General features: G+C 66.5%; 19 protein-coding genes, 1 pseudogene and 1 riboswitch. Of the genes and pseudogenes, 1 reads left to right on the top strand and 19 read right to left on the bottom strand.

The genetic code is table 11. The features are described 5' to 3' along the window. Nucleotides 1–20: 20 nt before the first annotated feature. The 18 genes and pseudogenes from AC0682_RS03585 to AC0682_RS03500 form a co-directional block, all read right to left on the bottom strand. Nucleotides 21–959, bottom strand: a complete 939-nt coding sequence (locus AC0682_RS03585; protein ID WP_254812395.1) for a Ppx/GppA phosphatase family protein — start codon at nt 957–959, stop codon at nt 21–23. After that, a complete protein-coding gene (locus AC0682_RS03580; RefSeq protein WP_254812394.1) occupies nt 956–1567 on the bottom strand; it encodes a DUF501 domain-containing protein in 612 nt (203 codons plus the stop codon). The genes AC0682_RS03585 and AC0682_RS03580 overlap by 4 nt, the downstream gene beginning before the upstream one ends. A 73-nt stretch (nt 1568–1640) precedes the next feature. Continuing rightward, nucleotides 1641–2120, bottom strand: a complete 480-nt coding sequence (locus AC0682_RS03575) for an FtsB family cell division protein (protein ID WP_254812393.1) — start codon at nt 2118–2120, stop codon at nt 1641–1643. Between the two features lie 146 nt (nt 2121–2266). Beyond that, entirely contained in the window at nt 2267–3547 is a 1281-nt protein-coding gene (gene eno / locus AC0682_RS03570) for a phosphopyruvate hydratase (protein WP_018492839.1), read from the bottom strand. 357 nt (nt 3548–3904) lie between these two features. After that, nucleotides 3905–4621, bottom strand: a complete 717-nt coding sequence (locus tag AC0682_RS03565; protein ID WP_254812392.1) for a LysM peptidoglycan-binding domain-containing protein — start codon at nt 4619–4621, stop codon at nt 3905–3907. Nucleotides 4622–4626: 5 nt separating this feature from the next. Beyond that, a riboswitch (cyclic di-AMP (ydaO/yuaA leader) is annotated at nt 4627–4820 on the bottom strand. A 290-nt stretch (nt 4821–5110) separates the two neighbouring features. Continuing rightward, on the bottom strand, nt 5111–6184 hold the full coding sequence (locus tag AC0682_RS03560; RefSeq protein WP_478530742.1) for a transglycosylase family protein: 1074 nt from the start codon (nt 6182–6184) through the stop codon (nt 5111–5113). Nucleotides 6185–6401: 217 nt separating this feature from the next. Continuing rightward, the gene (locus AC0682_RS03555; RefSeq protein WP_478530741.1) at nt 6402–7694 is read right to left on the bottom strand and encodes a cytochrome P450 family protein; all 1293 of its coding nucleotides are present in this window, start codon (nt 7692–7694) and stop codon (nt 6402–6404) included. 103 nt (nt 7695–7797) lie between these two features. Beyond that, nucleotides 7798–8808, bottom strand: coding sequence for a nucleoside triphosphate pyrophosphohydrolase (locus AC0682_RS03550; RefSeq protein WP_478530740.1), 1011 nt, complete (start codon nt 8806–8808; stop codon nt 7798–7800). A 57-nt stretch (nt 8809–8865) separates the two neighbouring features. Next, nucleotides 8866–9522 carry a SurA N-terminal domain-containing protein gene (locus AC0682_RS03545; protein WP_478530739.1) on the bottom strand — a complete coding sequence of 219 codons (657 nt, stop codon included), beginning with the start codon at nt 9520–9522 and terminating at the stop codon, nt 8866–8868. A gap of 315 nt (nt 9523–9837) precedes the next feature. Then, a pseudogene (locus tag AC0682_RS03540) lies at nt 9838–9990 on the bottom strand (IS5/IS1182 family transposase); the annotation flags it as partial. 205 nt (nt 9991–10195) lie between these two features. Beyond that, nucleotides 10196–10642 carry a hypothetical protein gene (locus AC0682_RS03535; RefSeq protein ID WP_478530738.1) on the bottom strand — a complete coding sequence of 149 codons (447 nt, stop codon included), beginning with the start codon at nt 10640–10642 and terminating at the stop codon, nt 10196–10198. A 197-nt stretch (nt 10643–10839) separates the two neighbouring features. After that, complete coding sequence (locus tag AC0682_RS03530; protein WP_478530737.1) at nt 10840–11451, bottom strand: polymorphic toxin type 24 domain-containing protein; 612 nt, start codon at nt 11449–11451, stop codon at nt 10840–10842. A 311-nt stretch (nt 11452–11762) separates the two neighbouring features. Then, complete coding sequence (locus AC0682_RS03525; RefSeq protein ID WP_478530736.1) at nt 11763–12533, bottom strand: tetratricopeptide repeat protein; 771 nt, start codon at nt 12531–12533, stop codon at nt 11763–11765. Nucleotides 12534–12577: 44 nt separating this feature from the next. Next, nucleotides 12578–13159, bottom strand: a complete 582-nt coding sequence (locus AC0682_RS03520; RefSeq protein WP_478530735.1) for a hypothetical protein — start codon at nt 13157–13159, stop codon at nt 12578–12580. Nucleotides 13160–13557: 398 nt separating this feature from the next. Then, nucleotides 13558–13962 carry a hypothetical protein gene (locus AC0682_RS03515; RefSeq protein WP_478530734.1) on the bottom strand — a complete coding sequence of 135 codons (405 nt, stop codon included), beginning with the start codon at nt 13960–13962 and terminating at the stop codon, nt 13558–13560. An 81-nt stretch (nt 13963–14043) separates the two neighbouring features. Further along, complete coding sequence (locus tag AC0682_RS03510) at nt 14044–14241, bottom strand: hypothetical protein (protein ID WP_478530733.1); 198 nt, start codon at nt 14239–14241, stop codon at nt 14044–14046. Between the two features lie 1509 nt (nt 14242–15750). Continuing rightward, nucleotides 15751–16047: a hypothetical protein gene (locus AC0682_RS03505; protein ID WP_351873554.1), complete on the bottom strand. Its 297-nt coding sequence runs from the start codon at nt 16045–16047 to the stop codon at nt 15751–15753. A 14-nt stretch (nt 16048–16061) separates the two neighbouring features. After that, nucleotides 16062–16352, bottom strand: coding sequence for a hypothetical protein (locus AC0682_RS03500; protein WP_478530732.1), 291 nt, complete (start codon nt 16350–16352; stop codon nt 16062–16064). 230 nt (nt 16353–16582) lie between these two features. On the opposite strand from AC0682_RS03500, the gene AC0682_RS03495 reads away from it, so the two are divergent. Beyond that, nucleotides 16583–17658 (top strand): IS630 family transposase gene (locus AC0682_RS03495; RefSeq protein ID WP_478530731.1). Its coding sequence is split into 2 segments (ribosomal slippage): nt 16583–17059 and nt 17062–17658, totalling 1074 coding nucleotides; the frame shifts between segments, so codons are not numbered across the junction. Between the two features lie 102 nt (nt 17659–17760). Here AC0682_RS03495 and AC0682_RS03490 read toward each other — a convergent pair. After that, entirely contained in the window at nt 17761–18525 is a 765-nt protein-coding gene (locus tag AC0682_RS03490) for a barstar family protein (protein ID WP_478530730.1), read from the bottom strand. Between the last annotated feature and the right edge of the window lie 28 nt (nt 18526–18553).

The raw sequence follows: 18553 nt of genomic DNA, 5'->3' as shown, positions 1-18553 counted from the left end.
TCCCCTGCCCCTGCGGGCTGTTACGCGGCGCTCCAGGCGATCCCGTCCAGGATGTCGTGCTCGCTGACGACGACCTCGTGGGCGCCCGTCCGTTCCATCACGGCGAGCAGGACGAGGGCACCTGCGGCGATCACGTCGACGCGGCCGGGATGCATGACGGGGATCGCGGCGCGTTCCTCGTGGGAGGACTGGAGGAGGCGCTCGGTGATCGCGCGGACCTGGCCGCGGGAGACGCGGGAGTGGTGGATGGCCTCGGAGTCGTACGCCTCCAGCTCCAGCGCGATCCCGGCGATCGTGGTGACCGTGCCCGCCAGACCGACGAGGGTGGCCGCCTCGGTCAGGGGTACGGTCGCGGCGGCCACGTCCAGGGCGGCTTCGACGTCCTTGCGGATGGCGGCGACCCGGTCGTGCGTGGGCGGGTCCACGACGGTGCCGTCCTCGACGAGGTGGCGCTCCGTCATCCGTACGCAGCCGATGTCGACGGACCGCGCCGCCGCCACCGCGTCCGAGCCGAGCACGAACTCGGTGGAGCCGCCGCCGATGTCGACGACCAGATAGGGCTGCGCCAGGTGATCGCCGGTCAGTTCCTTGGTGGCGCCGTCGAAGGAGAGCTGCGCCTCCTGGTCGCCGGTGACCACCTCGGGCTCGACGCCCAGGATGTCCCGGACCCCGGCCACGAAGTCGGCGCTGTTCTCGGCGTCGCGCGAGGCGGAGGTGGCGACGAAGCGGACGCGTTCGGCGCCCAGCTCCTCGATCACGGCGGCGTACGCGCGGCAGGCCGCGAACGTGCGCTCCAGCGCCTCGGGCGCGAGCCGACCGGTCCGGTCGACGCCCTGGCCGAGGCGGACGATCGTCATCCGCCGGTCCAGCTCGGTGAAGGAGCCGGTGGCGGGGTCCGCGTCGGCGACGAGGAGCCGGATGGAGTTCGTACCGCAGTCGACGGCGGCGACCCGGGTCATGCGCCCTGCCCTTCGGCGGGGCCGTCGAGCGGGCGGAAGGCGAAGTGGCCCCCGTCGCCCTCGTCCACCGTCCAGCCGTCCTCGGCCTTCGGCGCGCACGGTGTGACGCACGGGCCCTTGGCCCACCACTCCGGCAGCATCGCGATGGCCTCGTCGCCCAGCGGGTTCACCCCGGGCCCGGCGGCCAGCGAGTGGCCGACCAGGACGTGCAGGCACTTCACCCGGTCCGGCATGCCGCCCGCGCTGGGGAAGCCCTCCAGCACCTCGATGGCGTCGCGGCGGGTGATGTAGTCCTCGTGCGCGGCCCGGTAGGCGGCGGCCAGCTCCGGGTCGGTCTCCAGACGGGCCGTCATCTCCTTCATGACCCCGTTCGCCTCCAGCGTGCCGATCGCCGAGGCCGCCCGGGGGCAGGTCAGGTAGTACGTCGTCGGGAACGGCGTGCCGTCCTCCAGACGGGGCTGGGTCTCCACCACGTCCGGGTTGCCGCACGGGCAGCGGTGCGCGATGGCGCGCAGGCCGCGCGGCGGACGGCCGAGCTGCTGCTGGAACGCGGCGATGTCCGCGTCGGTGGGCTTGGTGGACTCGGTCTGCGGAGGGGGCGTTTCCATGCCTGCCTTGGTTCTGCTCGGAAGCTCGTCGGAGGGGGTGGGGTGGAGTGGGGTGCGTGCGGTCGGTGCGTGGTCAGTCGCGGTCCTCACGGTCGGCGTCGTCCACGCCGCCCCAGAGGTTGGAGTGCCAGGGGCGGTGGCCGGCGCCCGGCTCCCCGCGGCGGTCCTCGGCCGCGTCGGGGTCGGCCACCGTGAAGCCGGTCTCCCCGGGGAGGACGTAGTGGAGGTGCTGGCGGGCCAGTCGCATGATGTAGGCGTCGTCCTGGAGCCGCGCCTTCTCGTCCCGCAGCTCCTCGGTGCGCGCCTGCGCCTCCCGGGCGAGCTGCTCCTGCCCGGCGATCTCGTCGCGCTGGGAGACGTACTGACGCATCGGGTAGGCGAGCGCGACCACCAGGGAGCAGACCACCAGCGCCAGGAAGGCGGCCCGGCCGGTCAGCCGGGAGCGACGGGCCTGGCGGCGGTTCTGGGAGCGGTAGACGCGGGCGGCGGTCTGCTCGCCGAGCAGCCGCAGCCTGGTCGAGGTGGAGAACCGCTCGCGGTCCTTCCCGGCCATGTCTCCCGCCTCCCCGTCACGCACGTCCGTCCCCGCACACGGTACGGGACCGGGTACGGGGACGGACGGAGGCTGCCGTCTTACGGCTACGGGTCAGCCCTGGGAGCCGGCCCGGGAGCCGGTCGGCGCACGCTCGCGGCTACGGGTCAGCCCTTGAAGCGCGGGAAGGCGGAGCGGCCCGCGTACACGGCGGCGTCGTCGAGGATCTCCTCGATGCGCAGCAGCTGGTTGTACTTGGCGACGCGGTCCGAGCGGGCCGGGGCGCCGGTCTTGATCTGGCCGCAGTTCACGGCGACGGCGAGGTCGGCGATGGTGACGTCCTCGGTCTCGCCGGAGCGGTGCGACATCATGCACTTGAAGCCGTTGCGCTGGGCCAGCTCGACGGCGTCCAGGGTCTCGGTCAGCGAACCGATCTGGTTGACCTTGACGAGCAGGGCGTTGGCGGAGCCCTCCTCGATGCCACGGGCCAGCCGCTCCGGGTTGGTGACGAAGAGGTCGTCGCCGACGATCTGCACCTTGGCGCCGATACGGTCGGTGATGACCTTCCAGCCGGCCCAGTCGTCCTCGTACAGCGGGTCCTCGATGGAGACCAGCGGGTACGCGGAGACCAGCTCCTCGTAGTACTCGGTCATCTCGGCGGCCGAGCGGGACTTGCCCTCGAACTCGTAGACGCCGTCCTTGTAGAACTCGGACGCGGCGACGTCGAGCGCGAGCGCGATGTCGCGGCCCGGGACGTAACCGGCCTCCTTGATGGCCTCGACGATGAGGTCCAGGGCGGCGCGGTTGGACTCCAGGTTCGGGGCGAAGCCGCCCTCGTCACCGAGTCCGGTGGACAGGCCCTTGGTCTTGAGGACCTTCTTCAGCGTGTGGTAGACCTCCGCGCCCCAGCGCAGGGCCTCGGAGAAGGACTCCGCGCCGATCGGCGCGATCATGAACTCCTGGATGTCCACGTTGGAGTCGGCGTGCGAGCCGCCGTTCAGGATGTTCATCATCGGAACGGGCAGCAGGTGCGCGTTCGGCCCGCCGAGGTAGCGGAAGAGCGGCAGGTCGGACGCCTCGGAGGCGGCGTGGGCGACGGCGAGCGAGACACCGAGGATGGCGTTCGCGCCGAGCGAGGCCTTGTTCTCGGTGGCGTCCAGGTCGAACATCGCCTGGTCGATGAGGCGCTGCTCGGTGGCGTCGTAGCCGACCAGCTCCGGGCCGATCTGCTCGATGACGGCGAGGACGGCCTTCTCGACGCCCTTGCCCAGGTAGCGGTTGGGGTCACCGTCGCGAAGCTCGATGGCCTCGAAGGCACCGGTGGAGGCGCCGGACGGAACAGCAGCACGGCCGGTGCTGCCGTCGTCGAGGCCGACCTCGACCTCGACGGTGGGGTTGCCCCGGGAGTCGAGGATTTCCCTGGCTACGACGACGTCGATGGACGGCACGAGGCATCTCCTTCTGGGATATGACACTGGTTGTGCAGGGTCACTGTGGCCTTGCGACACGAGCCTAACCGGCCCGGCCGCGTCAGTCGGCCGACCGCCCGCCTCCTGGGACGAAAAAGGACCCAAGGACCCGCATGACGGGACAAAACTCCAGAAATCTACTGGCCGGTAACAAGGGCTGCCGACAAGAGGTGAACGAATCCCCCTCAGGGACCGGGGCGGGCGCCTCGGACAGAGGCCCCCTTACGCGGACATGCCCCGGCCCGGCGCGCACGGGGGGAGTAGCGCGCCGGGCCGGGGAGCCGTGCGAGGGAGGGTGCCGCCGGACCCCCTCCCCCAGGGGAGGAGACGCGACTGCTACTTCAGGTGCAGCTGCTGACCCGGGTAGATCAGGTCCGCGTCCTGGACGATGTCGTCGTTGAGCTTGAAGAGCTTGCTCCAGCCGCCCTTGACGCCCTCCTTCTGAGCGATCTTGCTCAGGGTGTCACCGGCCACGACCTTGTACTCGCCGTCGCCCTTCTTGACCTTCTTGCCGGTCGGGGTGGTGACGGTCTTCTTGGACTCGGCCTTGGGGGCGGCCGGGGCGGTGCGCTGCTCGCTGCGCGTGGTGGGCTGCTCGGCCTTGCGCTCGGGCTGCGCCTTCTTCTGGGGCTTGGCGGCGGACTGGCCGGAGCCGGTGCTCACGCCCGGGTCCACGCCGTCGTTGGTGAGGCCACCGGCACCGGCACAGGCCCAGGCGCCCGGGCCCTGCATGGCGAGGAGGCGCTCGGCGGTGGCGATCTGCTGGCCCTTGGTGGCCAGGTCGGCGCGCGGGGCGTACTGCGTACCGCCGGCGGCGGCCCAGCTGGACTGCGAGAACTGCAGCCCGCCGTAGTAGCCGTTGCCGGTGTTGATGGACCAGTTGCCACCGGACTCGCACTGGGCGACGGCGTCCCAGGTGGCGACGGAGGCGGCGGAGGCGTTGGTGGCACCCATCAGCGGGACGGCCACGGCGGCACCGGTGACACCGGCCAGGGTGGCGAGACGGGTGGCCTTGGACGGGCGGCGGTGCTTGCCCTTGCTGTTCAGCAGCATGGAACGAATCTCCTCACCGACGCCTACGAGGTGAGCTGTCGGGTTCGGGCTGATGAGTTGCCCGGCCGCGCGACCTTGCGCGCGGCTTCACCCCTAGCCGGTCCCGTACGTTCCCGTCTCCGTCGTGGACGTCGACGAGGCCGTGCGGACCCGGCGGCCTACCTGGGTCCCCCGCTCCTGCCTACGGCGCTTACGCGTCTGTTCCCTCCGACCGACGGCAGGATTCGGCGTGACGGTCGACGGGGCCCGCGGTGCGAGCGGCTTAGACCGTAAGCAGAGGCAGCCCCGACATTCAAAGACGGACATAGCGCCTCAATCAGCGCTTATCGCCTTGTCCTGACGGGGCGTTTCCGCAGGTCGGAGGGGATCTTCGTCGAGCAGGCGACCGCCGGGCGCCCGTTGAAGCAAAGAGACCCATGTCTCACTTACGCATAAGTGGACATAGGCCTCTGAACTGCCCTCGTTTTTGAGGTGTTTTGCCGCGTTCGATCAGTTGGCGGCAGGCGCGTCGGCACCCTGCCCGGCGGCCTTGTCGCCGGACTCGCCGACCTCGTCCCCCGCACCCCGCCCCAGATCGAGATCGAGGTTCTGGCCAGGCAGGATCAGGTCCGGGTCGGAGCCCAGAACATCCCTGTTGGCCTCGTACAGACCGGTCCAGCCCTGGGGGATCCCCTGCGCGTCGGCGATCGCCCAGAGGCTGTCGCCGGGCTGCACGGTGTACCCGCCCCGGGTGACCGCGCCGCCGTCCCGCGCCTCGCCCTCGCCCCGCGAGGCGTGCCGGCCGGACTCACGCGGGCCGCCCCCACCCACCGTGCCGGTCTCCTCGGGGGCCGGGGCGCCCCGGTGCTTGCCGCCGCTGGAGCGGTCGGGAGTGGAGGACCGGGAGGCGTCGGAGCCGCCGGGAGTACCGGCCTTCCCGGCCGCCTCCCCGGTCTTCCCCGTCCCGCCGGTGGCGGGCGGGGCGGAGGACCCGGCCGAGGGGCCGGGCGCCGCACTGCCACCCCCCGCCTTGCCGCTCTCCTGATCCTTACCGGTGCTGCCGGGCTTACCAGTCGCACCAGTTGAGCCCCTGTCACCGGACTCTTCCGCTTCACCCTTTTCGTCCGCTTCGCCCGTCGGCGTGGTCGTCGGGCTCTGGGTGGGGTCGGCGGAGGGAGCCGTACCGGGGTCGACGCCGGGCAGGCTGCCGTCCACCGCGAGGCCCGAGATCACCGCGCAGCTCGGCCACGCCTGCGGGCCCTTGTCGGCCAGGACCTTCTCCGCGACGGCTATCTGCTGCGAACGGCTGGCGAGGTCGGCCCGCGCCGCGTAGGCGGTGCCGCCGTACGACGACCAGGTCTCCTGTGAGAACTGGAGCCCCCCGTAGTAGCCGTTGCCGAGGTCGGCACTCCACATGCCGCCGCTCTCGCACTCCGCGACCCGGTCCCAGGTGGTGGCGTCGGCCGCGTGCGCGCCGGCCGCGCCGAGGAGCGGAAGGGCGATGGCCGATCCGGTCACCCCTGCGGCGACGACGATGGCGGGTGCCTGACGAGGGCGGCGGTGTCTGCCGTTCGCGGAGCCCATGGAGTTTGCCTTCCGTGCGACTGACAAGCAGGAACTGAGGAGCATCGGGCTGGTGTGCGCGCAGGCGCGTGACGCTGCCGCACGAGCACATGAGCCCGAAGCTGTTGCGCGAGTGACGGACGGGCCAACGGTGAACGGCCGGCCGACGCGTCGAACCGTGAACCTAGCGGCACTCGAACGCATGTCACAAGTCGATGCAGCGCAGATCACGCGAAAGTCACAGAGGTGACTGCGTGTCACCTTCGCCGAGTCGGCGCCCCGGCTCGAACTCCACGGGCAGCGTGCGCAGTCCCCGCATGATGAGCCCGCCACGCCAGCGCAGATCAGCAGGTTCCGTCGCAAGTCGCAGGCCGGGGAGGCGCTTGAGCAGCGTGGCGACGGCGGCCTGCCCCTCCAGCCGGGCCAGCGGTGCTCCCAGGCAGTAGTGGATTCCGTGACCGTAGCCGAGATGCTGATTGTCACTCCGTGACAGGTCGAGCGCGTCCGGATCCGCGAACCGCTCCGGGTCCCGGTCCGCCGCCGCCAGCACCACCAGCACCGGGTCGCCGGCCGCGATCTCCTGCCCGCCGAGCGTCAGCGCCTCGGTGGCGTACCGCCAGGTCGCCAGCTCCACCGGCCCGTCGAACCGCAGCAGTTCCTCGATCCCGGTGGCCAGCAGCCCGCTCTCCCCCGCCGCCAGGGACGCTTCCAGCCGGGCGCGCTGCCCGGGATGGCGCAGCAGGGCGTACGTACCGTTCCCGATGAGGTTGACCGTCGTCTCGAACCCGGCGAAGAGCAGGATGAACGCCATCGCCGCGGCCTCGTTCTCGGTGAGGTGCTCGCCGTGGTCGCTGGCCCGGATCAGCCCGGAGATCAGGTCGTCGCCCGGGTTCTCCCTCTTCCGGTGGATGAGTTCGGCGAGATAGCCGCGCATCTTCTTCACCGACCGGGCCACCCCGCCGCGCGGCCCGCCGCCGTGGCGGATCATCATGCCCGCCCAGTCCCGGAAGTCGTCCTGGTCCTCGCGCGGGACGCCGAGCAGATCGCAGATGGCGTAGATGGGGAGCGGGAAGGCGAAGTCATGGATGAGGTCCGCCTCCCCCTTCTCGACGAAGTCGTCGATCAGCCGGTCGGTGAGCGCCTGCACCCGGGGCGCGAACTCCGCGACCCGGCGCGGGGTGAACGCCTTGGAGACGAGCCGGCGCAGCCGGGTGTGGTCCGGCGGGTCGATGTTGAGCAGATGCGTCATCAGCTCCGCCTTGCGCTCCCCCGGGATCCCCGTCTTCCCCTTGGCGGCGGCGGACCCCGCGTGGTTCGCCGGATCCTTGGAGAGCCGCGCGTCCGCGAGCGCCTGCCGGGCATCCCCGTACCGCGTCACGAGCCAGGCCTCGACCCCGCTGGGCAGCTCGGTGCGGTGCACGGGGCTGTGCTCCCGGAGCCAGGCGTAGGCGGGGTAGGGGTCGGTGGCGAACTCCCAGGTGAAGAGTTCGGGGGCATCAGGTGTGTGGGGGCAGGCGGGGGTGTCGTTCACTCCTCGACGGTATCGGGCGGGGTGGCGGTGACCTTACAAAGTGGGGGAGGGCGCGGGCGGCGCGGGGGTGGTCCGCTTCCGCGGCCCGGGTCGGCCAGCTGTACTAACCCGCCCCGCCCTCCGCCGCCACGATCGCGTCCCGGTAGGCGCGGGCCGCCGCGCGGAGGGCGGCTTCCGGGTCGGTGCCGGCTGCTTCGGCGGCCACGGCGAGGGCGAGGAGCTCGTAGCCGATGGTGTCGCCGGTGGGGAGGGGGACGTCGAGGCCGGCCGTACGGACGCGGCTGCCGAGTTTCGCGGCGAGGGCCAGGCCGGGCTGGCCGAGGGGGACGCCCTCGGTGACCGAGGTGCGCTGCTTCTCGATGGCCTTGGTGCGGAGCCAGTGCGCGTGGACGTCCTCCGGGGTCTCGGCGGCCTCGTCGCCGAAGACGTGCGGGTGTCGGTGGATCAGCTTCTCGACGAGGCCGCCCGCCACGTCGTCCACGTCGAAGGGCTCCTCGGGATCCTCCTCCGCGATGCGCGCGTGGAAGACGACCTGGAGAAGGACGTCGCCCAGCTCCTCGCGGAGTTCGTCGCGGTCGCCGTCCTCGATCGCCTCGACCAGTTCGTACGCCTCCTCGATGGCGTACTTCGCGAGGCCCTGGTGCGTACGTTGCGAGGTCCACGGGCACACGCGGCGGATCCGGTCCATGACCTGGACCAGGTCCAGGAGGCGGGCGCCGGGCAGGTCGTACGAGCCGGGGAGCAGTTCCAGATCCGGCATGGCCACCCGGCCCGAGCCGCCGAGCCGGGCCAGGCCGTCGGTGAGGGGCTGGTTCCCCTCGCCGCCGGTCAGGATCACCACCGTACGGCCGCCCGCGCAGGCGGCGACCAGTTCGTCGGCCGAGGGGGCCGCATGCTCGACGCGGACGCCCGCCTCGCGGAGGTAGGGCAGTTGCGGGTGGTCCGGGTCGGCGCACAGGACCCGGTCGGCGGCGCGGAGCGTCTGCCAGGCCGGCCAGGAGAGCAGGCCGGGCGCGACCCGGTGGCTGGCGGTGAGCAGGACGATACGGCCGGGGTGGTCGGGAGAGCCGGACGCACCGGGGTTCTCGGGAGTGCCGGGGGCTTCAGCGTTCACCCGGTGAACCTACCCGGCGTCGCGCTCTTCCCTCCCCCGTCCTTCCGCCCTTCCGGATCAGGCGCCCGCCTGCGGGTCCTGCGGGGCGAACTCGGTGACCTGGCTGATCCACGGGGCCTGGTAGTTGCCGAGCTGCATCTTCTGGTCGTCCCAGGTGCCGAAACGCGGGTTGACGTCGATGTCCAGCGCCTTCGAGGCCTTGGTCAGCGCCTCGCCGACGACCTGCTGTCCGGCGGGGGTGCCGAGGTCCGCTCCGAGCGCCTGGGCGAGCTTCGGCAGCAGCACCTCCTGGCGCATGTCGTCGTCGATCTGCTCCGGGGCGACCCACCGCTGCTGGAGCATCATCGCCCGCAACTGCTCCTCGCCGCCCGCCTGGGCGCGGCTCGCGGTCCGGGCCTCCTGGATCTCCTTGCGGGTGACGGTGACCCCGGCGTCCTCGGCGGCCTTGTCCAGAATCCGGCCGAAGATCAGCCCGTGCAGCTTGGCACGGTTGAGCTGGCCCGACTTGCTGACCAGCTGGGCCGCCGCGGGCGAGCTCTCCTGGGCGGCGCGGACGTCGGCCGCCTGGGCCTGGACCGCCGAGACCTCGATCCGCTCGCCGCCCACGACAGCCGCGGCGCCGGGGTGGGCGTCGTTGCCGCAGGCGGCCAGGAGTGGGGCCGCGAGGAGCGTGGCGGCGGAGACGGCGAGCGCGGTGCGACGGCGGCGGTGCAAAGGAGCCTCCCGGGGAGAGTTTGTGCATGGGTGCACAAGCCTTGCGGTGATCGATGTTAGGCAGTGGATGTGATCGGTGCCACTGATTCGACCAACGATTCGGACAAGTCCCGGGCACGCCACGTCCCCCGGTACCCCGTACGCCCCGGAGCGGGGTGCTCCGGGGCGTACGGATCGCGGGGTGTCGCGGGCTCACCCCGCACGCGGTGCTGGTCAGTTCAGGGCACGGAAGCCCGTCAGGCCGGAACAACCTCGCGACCGCGGAACCCCAGGTCACCACCACAATCTGAAGTCTCTACAGAACCCGGAACGGTTCACGATGCGGCGTCGGTGGACCTGGTCGCGGTAGGTGTCGTGGTCGTACCCGCGGTCGGCGAAGAGTGAGTCGGGCTTACGTCGCATCGCCCTTCCAAGCCACCGTGCCACTCGCTGAAGATCCACCCTGAGCAGCGGGAGGGCGAGCGTGAGGCCGCGGGCACCGCGTGGCGGCACGACGCGCACGCGTTGACCACAGTGCAAGGCAGACCGATCGGCCCTGCCAACCTCACTCCTCGGCCATTCACCACAAAGCTGCGGGACAGGCATCACTCACCCAGAAACCAATGCGCGAGTGACGCAACCTCAGATGGTTTCAGAATTGGCCATACTCGACCCTTCCGGGCAAAACAATGAGCTACACCAATCCGGACGAGAAGGTGACAATGGGGCCATCTTCGGAACCGATAACCCGAACATCGAAAATCCGGCGAGGAAATTCGGCAGCCAATGCGGCACCCCATGTCTTTGCAACACATGCGGCAAAGAAATCCTGCGCCCGCCAGTCCTCTTCAACGTCATCCGAATCGACCATCTGCCAGACTCGCAGCTGATTGAGTGTTGCCTCAATTTTCCTGACGTCACCGGAGAGGCTTTCGCCCCAGGCTTTAAAATTCGATTCTTCGTAAGCGCGATCCCACAGCACACACCCCTCCACTTCGACAAAACGCGGCCAGAAGATCCGGGAGAATGCCACCATCATTCCTAGATTACCATGATCTTTTACATAATCCAGATAATCAACCCTCCCTCCCCATTCCTCCGCCCAGGACTTAATTCCGGGGTAATCCATCGGGTCATTCACGGATAGCTCCTCGTTGTCACTTGCATAGGGGGGCAGCCGTCCGAGCCCCCTGGATGGCGGCAGAACCGAAGAGATTCAGAAATTCAGAGACCTCAGGCGCCCGCCCTGTCACTGCGAGCGCCTGAGGTGGATCACTTCTGCCAGAATTCAATTATTTATGAACGGCTTGCATGTCGGCCATCCATATTTGGCTCGGTCTACCGGCAGCCGCACAGCTCTTCCTCGGGGCGTAGAGGCCGCGGCATCTTCTCCCAGTTACGAAAAACCTGACCCGTTTTTGGATTGACATGCTTGGCCATATCGAGAATGCGTGGGGCCGGTATTCCGGCATGCGGTGCCGAGTTGGGATCGAGGTCCGCGCGCTGGGAAATTGCACCTTCCTCATCATAGCGCGCATACGCAGTAACCGTCCCATCCTCTTTCTGGCGGAAAAGCGTTTCCCCGGGTTTAGCAGCCTTGGGAAAGCGGCCGCTGACATGCCGCGCATCCGAGAGGCTCAATCCCCCTGTATTGCAGTTGTGCACGAGGACCGGGGTAGCCCCCGCCAGCACATGGTACGTGTGCAGCCCCTCGACGCTCAGGTCGTACGTCGTCCGTTCGGCCGTGTACGCGATGACGTCGAGGATGCGGGCCGGTTCGCCCTTGTCGTCCTGGAGTTCCTGGCCGGGCTTGAGGTCGCCGGCCTGGGTCCAGGAGTTGCGGACGATCTCGTAGAACTGGTGGTGCTTGGTCGTCTCGATCGTCTTGGGACCGGCGTCCGTCTTCACGACGACATCGACGTAGTCCCGGTCGGTCTTGGTGACGATCACTTCCTTGACCTTGTGCTTCTCCTTCTCCTTCTTGCCCGGCTCCGCCGTCAGCCTTCGGGCCGAAGCGGCTCGCCGCCGCGCCGCCGATAGTCGGACGCGGAAAGAATCATCGAGTACGGGAGCGATGCCTGCCGCCCCGGTTCACGATCGGCTACGAGCACCAACCCTGACCGGACAACGCGAAGCGTTCCCGAAAGCCAGCCTTCGGCCTTCGGGAACGCTGCCGTTCACGTGCCTGTCCCAGTCCGCGTCACGGCCTTCGAGGCGCTCGACGCTCTGCTCAGCTCCCCGATTACGGCCATGCAGTGCGGTTATCGATACTTTCGCACAGTATCGACAAGCGCCTCCGCGTCCTGCTGGTGGGCAGAAAGCTCTCCAGCCCTGCGAATATCAGCATCGGTCATGCCTCGAGCCATAATAATGGCGGGATGCATTCCATCACCATTACCGACTTCCAGCATCCTGAAGAACCACACCAGGGCTTCAACCTTGTTGACTTGCACGTGAATTCCATCACGATACCAACAGGCAACAACATACATGGCGCGATCGTGTCCGCCCTTAGCCGCCTCAATGTAGCAGCCAAACGCTTCCTCGTCCCGGTCCAGCGAACTCAGCAAGTCACCGAGAACAACAGAAGCATCCAGAATACCGGATTCGGCAGCAGATCGGAGAAGGCCTGCGACCTCCGAAGGGTCTCTTTTACCCCACCAGATCTGCGCCAAGTTGAATTTCGCGTACGGATCTCCGAGTGCAGCAGCTTCCGAGAAGAGTTCCTCGGCCTTCTTGGTGTCCTTCTCCACACCCGCCCCATTCGCATAGAGGACACCAAGACTCCTCTTGCCCATAGAGCTTCCACGATTCGCTGTTCGAGTAAACCAGAGAAACGCCTTGGCGGGGTTCCCCTCGACTTCGAGAAGAACCCCGCCAAGCACATTCTGCGCCCCTAGATCGCCATCCTCGGCTGCAGCCTGGAGGGCTGGCAGAGCTTCAAGCAGCCTTGCCTCAGCCTCCGGGGTTTCACCCAGGTCGTCCAGGATTCCCTTTACAGTCGCCGCGATTCCAGAGAGTTGTTCTGTCACACCCCCATGGTAGCGCCCGCATCCCTAGTCATCGCCACCAGGGCTCAGCCACCACCATGGGGTTTCAACCTCCTGGCACCTGAGGGAAGAAATATATTCATCCCCTTCGGGTCCAAAACTCTTTTCTCTTGGTTATCATAAGCGGCTTTACGCGAGAAGAAGTCCAAACAGTCGTCACACATCGGTCTGGAGACGGCGATATCACTGCCCGGGTTTGCCACCTCAGCCTGCTTCTCGGCATGAGAGTTGAAATACTGCCCAGGCGTCCCGTTGTCGAGGCCGTGCGTTCGAACGGGCATACCCATCTGCTGCCGCGCCGCCGCCACATCCCCAATGTCGACCTGAGTGAAGACCTTCGGATTTCTCGAAGACCAGCCCGAAAGGTAGTAATTACCCCCGGACTCACTCGCTGTCTTGGTTTTGCGGAAGTTGGGCCACGCCGGCGAGTCCGACGTGTTGGGGCCGACCGAGCAAGCATCCCCTCCATTGTCGTTGTGCACCAGGACAGGGGCATCACCAGCAAGAACGTGGTAGGTGTGCAGCCCCTCCACCGAGAGGTCGTAAGTGACCCGTTCTGCCTCGTAAGACCGAACATCGACAATCTCGACCGAAACCGTCGACCGCATCCTGGATTTCCTCGATCCGCTGGACCCCCATGACGGCCTGCGCTTCTGGGCAGCGGTCGCGGCGGCGGAATGGCCCGGTGACCGGGTCCGCCCCTTCCTGGAGTCCTGCGCGGCCGGGCCTCGGGCGGACGTGGCCGACGTCGCAGCCACATCCTTGGAAGGCCGACGTCGGGGCCGGGAGAACGGCTCTTGGAAATCCTGACGAATGGAGCCGTTGATCTGTGCATGCTGGAGCCGACGTCGGCCGCACACCATCCGCGGCTTCCTCGGCGACGTACGCGTCCCCTACGCCCTGGGCGAGAACCTCATAAGTTTCTGATCAATATGCAGGTGTGGGCACAGCAGAAATATCTACTGTGCCCACAAAGACCCTGACCTGGGTTCGGCAGGAAGCGGGACTACGACCCGTATCCAGGTGCGGCGATGACTACCGACTCGAAATGCCGCCCCTCTTCTCCCCCGGACTCTTCCGGAAGCACACTCCGCCACAGCCCGATAAAGACGCTTGGGGCCGTGACGTTCAGCCCGCCGTCCTCGATCTCAAGAGAGAACATCTCGGAAAGTTGCACAATGACAGAATCTGCCGTTTCCGCGAAAAGGTCCACGCCACGGAACGTCACCCGCACGCCCCTTTCTGGGCGAAAAATCTCAATGGCGCGTACAACTCCGAGCGAGTCGAAATCAACAGCGATCGAAAGCTCGGATTCGTAGTGCGCAAACCCTCGGTTCCTTACCTCACCAGGAGCGGGAGGAACGAAACCTGGCATCTCGCGGAGAGACTGCTCTGCGTCTTCGATGGACATGCCGATTCGCAGACCACCACCCCCCCTAGGGGGGTCAAGGTCAATTACCACGTATTCCTCCAAGCCCACAGATCCAGCGTTCTACCATAAGGTCAACTGCACATGGACACTTTGAGGAATCCCGCGCGCCGCCTGGTAGGCAGCGTTCCCCGGTAGCGCGCCGATCATATCCCCAATGGCATTGTTGTATTTGCCGGGGAATCGCGTCACGACATCGTTGATGTCGTTCTGCATTGCCTGATCGATGCGGCCGGAATTCACGAGATCCGTCTGCATCATTCTCCATGCCTTGGGCTCCGGTCGAGAGCCGGACCCCGTCGACCATACCTGTCGGTGGTCGACCTTATCCATCCGGATCGCTGGACCTCGACCGTAAGACAGAGGGGTGGAAGCGTGCTGCGGCATGTGATTGACCTCTTGGGGTCCGGAGAATCCCGGCTGATTCGCGGGCCTCAGGCTTCCGTGCGTCCCACCTACATTGCTTCGTCCGCAGTTGTGGACGAGCACCGGAGTTGCCCCCGCCAGCACATGGTATGTGTGCTCGCCGGGCGGCCGTCACCTGCATTTTCGCTGGTCAGCGAATTCCGGCCGGTCCGTAGGTGTGCGTGGAAGTGCCGTGCTGTGCGCCTCCGTTGCCGCAGCGTCGCCGCTGCCGTCAAGAACCCCAGAAGCCCCACCGAAAACGCTCGGTGGGGCTTCATCGGCGGTATTGGAATCCCAGCCCGCCGAAGCTACCGAGAGTCAAACACCAATCTCACGAGAACCTACGCAGGGCCCTCCAGGGTGAATCCCATGGAATTCCTACCTACGCCTTTCGGGTGGGTCACTTACAGGTCATACGGGTAGAGCTGAATTTCGGAGGCCCGGAAGGAAATGAAACCCTCCACAGGAAGCTCCGACCTTCGATTCGGGATTTCAATCAGGAGAATGTCCGACCCTACTCTGATCTCCACGACCGAATCATCGCCATCGTCGAATCTGACAACTCGGCCCGTGATGAGGGTGGCAGAGTCCGCCCCGACCTCCGAGAGGGAAGTGGCACCCGAGGGGCCCGCCGTCCAATCTGCGACCTCTTCCGGAACTTCGATCTCGACATCGAATTGACCCACTTCGGCGGGGTTCGCCCCCATCCAGCGGCCAGATGCGATGCCAGACTCGCACTTGAAACGCACGATCCCTTGCGATGGGGTCAGGACTTGCAGAACTTCTACTCTCATCATTTCACCCCCAAGGGAACTCGCTGCATCGTATTGCCGACAGTCCATACGTTTGTGACGGAGTTCCAATCCCACGTCTCCATATGGAAGTGGAACTTCGTGGGCTTGCTGTTCATCTCGTGATCCCCCATCCGGATGCTGCGGCGTCCATCGGAAGACACGAGACGGTTGGGATCCACCTGCCCAGTTCGCGGGTGAATGTTCGTGTATGGACCAGGCCCCAAGAAATCACTCCACGCCTGATCGGCCTGAGAAGGCTTAAGAGGCTTGGGGGCCGTGACCTCCGGCAGGTTTTTGACCGTTTCGGCAGGTGCACTGCCACAATTATGAACGAGGACCGGAGTCTCGCCCGCCAGCACATGGTGCGTGTTCTACGCGTCCCCCCTCTACCTGCATATTCGCAGGTCAACGGCAGTTTCTCAGTCCGCTGGTGTCCGTGGTTGTGCGGGGAAATCCGTGGGTGTTGCCGCTGCGGCAACTACTGCCGTCACCCCACGCAGAAGCCCCGCCGGGGCACACCCGACGGGGCTTCCAGTTTGCTGCAGCTACACATAGCTACAACACTCACGCACTAGTCTCCCAGAAACCACAGATAGAGATGTGATCCATTCTCCACCTGCAGACAGAGCCTTTCGATCTCCGCTGCTGAATCCTGCCCAATAATCTCGCGGACAGACTGGTGAGCGATTTCCCGTCGAAGCCTCTCGACCTGCCGCGAATTGAACATGGTATCCGCGTAAGGCAGCAGGCTGCTCAAGAACGGAAATCTGTCTTCATCAATGCACTGGACGGTTTCCATCCAATCCAGTCTGCAAGATCCGCGTAGCACAATTTCGCCGCTCTCCGTGCGCACCTGGGCATTGATCATCAGCCACCACCTCGTCAGTTCGGGTGAACGCTCTCGACCGCACCGTTCCGCACCCATACCGCAACCGAAAACAGATCGTTCCCGTCCGCGTCGTAGCCGATCGGGTGACGGCTTCTAATGTCGAGAATGTGGCGGTGGGCGGAACCGGTGCCGAGGTTCATGTTATCCATCGGCTTTCTCATCGCCAGCTTGGACCAGTTGCGGATATGGTCTGGCGTAACCCAGTCCTCGAATTTTGACTTCTCCGCCCATTTCCAGGAGTCCGCGTGTTTCGCGTCATGCCTCGGGAGGATATGTTTATCCATCACCTTATCCGAGACAGCCCCAGTCCCGCAGTTGTGAACGAGGACCGGCGTGGCCCCGGCCAGCACATAGTACGTGTGCTCGCCGGGCGGCCGTCACCTGCATTTTCGCTGGTCAGCGAATTCCGGCTGGTCCGTAGGTGTGCGTGGAAGTGCCGTGCTGTGCGCCCCTGTTGCCGCTGAGGTTGAAAGGGTGGGGTGACAGGGGGCGTTGGCGGTGCTACATCCTCGTTATGAGGTACGCGGATGGCGGCGGGCTGACCGCTGCGGGGCGAGCGAAGCGTGAAGCAGTGCGTTTTGAGGCCGCGGAGATGTACGAGCACGGGGTGCGGCCGCCGGAGGTGGCCCGCAGGTTACGGGTGTCACGGAGGTCGGCTTACGCCTGGCGCGCCGCTTGGCGCCAAGGCGGCAGAACGGCTCTGGCGTCCAAGGGGGCTGGTGGCTTTCCGTGCCGGCTGAGCGATGTTCAGGCGGAGCGGTTGCAGGCCGAGTTGGAGGCCGGGCCGGCGGCGCACGGCTGGATGGAGGACCAGCGGTGGACTCTGGCCAGGGTCGCGGAGCTGATTCACCGCCTGTTCGGCCACCGGTACACCCCGCGTGGGGTGTCGTATCTGCTGCACCGGCTGGGCTGGTCACCGCAGGTCCCCGCGCACCGGGCGGTTGAGCGGAACGAAGAGGCCGTCGCCGTGTGGCGGACGGAGCAGGGGCCACGGGTAAGAGGACGGCCCAGCTCCTGGGCGCGTGGATAGTCTTCGAGGACGAGGCCGGGCAGGGCCTGAAGCCCGGCAAGGGCAGGACCTGGTCGCGGCGGGGCCGAACTCCGTTGGCCAAGGTGACGGGGAAGGGATCGGGCCGGGTCCTGATGACCGGGATGATCTGCGTTAGGCCGGGCCGCGAGACCAGGCTGATCTACCGGACCCAGACGTACCGGGGCCGGACCGGCGAGAAGAAGGGCTTCCGGGCACGCGAGTTCGCGGACTTGCTGACCTCTGCCCGCCAGCAGCTCGGCGGTGCCCCGCTGATCGTGGTGTGGGACAACGCCAGCACCCACCACGCCAAGGCGTTGCGGGAGTTCTGCGAACGCAATAGCGACTGGCTGACCATCGTCAAACTCCCGCCCTACGCACCCGACCTCAACCCGGTCGAAGGCGTGTGGGCCCACCTGAAGAAGTCCCTGGCCAACCTCGCACCCCGGACGATCGACGACCTCACTCCACTCGTGAAGAACCGCTTGCGCGGCATCCAACGCCGACCCGAGATCCTCGACGGCTTCATCGCCGAGACTGGACTCGGGCTGGAGCCTCCGTAGCCCTGTCACCTCACCCTTTCAACCTCAGCGGCACCCCGCCCAAACGCCCCGCCAGATGCCATCTGGCGGGGCGTCATATTTGCTCGCGCACGCGCCCCAAGGTCAGCAAGTGGCGAGATCTACGCGGAATTCTCGCATTAGTTCCACGATCGAATCCAAGAAGGCATGATCAAGGTATTCTTGAGACGTCTGAAAGTTCCGCCAAATAATTCTCGCCGGGGGCCCCTCGCCGAAGCTCGAAGAAATACAGTCTGCGAGAGCGTCAAGATTCGATCCAAAGTACCCGCCCGGGCCATTGACCGCCTCGCCCAGTGCGCAGTAGAACCCCGACTTCGTGGAAATTTGCCCACCGTCCAAGTGGACAACGTCCTCCAATCCATAGCGAGCAGCCCTACGATTCGAAGCGAACCAGGAATTCTGAACAACGTGCAGCCATGCGCCCTGATAGTTCGCCGGCCACCGAACCCATTCACCCTTCTCCAGGGCGACCCCTGATGCCCAACGTGGCCAAATTCTCTGAGCTTCGGGATACTCGCAACGATTACCAAAGAGCCGGAAAGCGACTCTTGGAATATTTCCGCCTGGCTCCCCTACGCCAGGGTCTCCGAGCACGGCCCGACCAATGAAGTACTCGCCAACCTTCTCCCGTTGACGATTCATGACCGCCATCACTGCATCTTCGACCCTCCGCCTACCCTGTTCGACCTCATGGACCCTCAGGAAGGCCACTTCCGGCGAATCTGCTTCCGGGTCGACGAAAAACCCCTCCACTCCTTCAGCGGCAACAAACACCCCCCCGGACTCTTCATCCGATACCACGTACAGCGGAAAATCCGCTTTGCCCACTACGGGCAGTTCGTCAGCCACGCCTAATCCCCAAACCGGAACTGGTGCA

This window comes from Streptomyces sp. NPDC043746 (assembly GCF_056436485.1).
This window is presented reverse-complemented; position numbering and strand designations above follow the sequence as displayed.

Bases quoted from the DNA above. Each gene is read 5' to 3' on its own strand.
- AC0682_RS03560 (WP_478530742.1), bottom strand. From the start codon at position 6,184: ATGGGCTCCGCGAACGGCAGACACCGCCGCCCTCGTCAGGCACCCGCC.
- AC0682_RS03510 (WP_478530733.1), bottom strand. From the start codon at position 14,241: ATGATGCAGACGGATCTCGTGAATTCCGGCCGCATCGATCAGGCAATG.
- AC0682_RS03580 (WP_254812394.1), bottom strand. From the start codon at position 1,567: ATGGAAACGCCCCCTCCGCAGACCGAGTCCACCAAGCCCACCGACGCG.
- AC0682_RS03515 (WP_478530734.1), bottom strand. From the start codon at position 13,962: ATGTCCATCGAAGACGCAGAGCAGTCTCTCCGCGAGATGCCAGGTTTC.
- AC0682_RS03565 (WP_254812392.1), bottom strand. From the start codon at position 4,621: ATGCTGCTGAACAGCAAGGGCAAGCACCGCCGCCCGTCCAAGGCCACC.
- AC0682_RS03505 (WP_351873554.1), bottom strand. From the start codon at position 16,047: ATGATCAATGCCCAGGTGCGCACGGAGAGCGGCGAAATTGTGCTACGC.
- AC0682_RS03520 (WP_478530735.1), bottom strand. From the start codon at position 13,159: ATGCGGTCGACGGTTTCGGTCGAGATTGTCGATGTTCGGTCTTACGAG.
- AC0682_RS03585 (WP_254812395.1), bottom strand. From the start codon at position 959: ATGACCCGGGTCGCCGCCGTCGACTGCGGTACGAACTCCATCCGGCTC.
- AC0682_RS03575 (WP_254812393.1), bottom strand. From the start codon at position 2,120: ATGGCCGGGAAGGACCGCGAGCGGTTCTCCACCTCGACCAGGCTGCGG.
- AC0682_RS03500 (WP_478530732.1), bottom strand. From the start codon at position 16,352: ATGGATAAACATATCCTCCCGAGGCATGACGCGAAACACGCGGACTCC.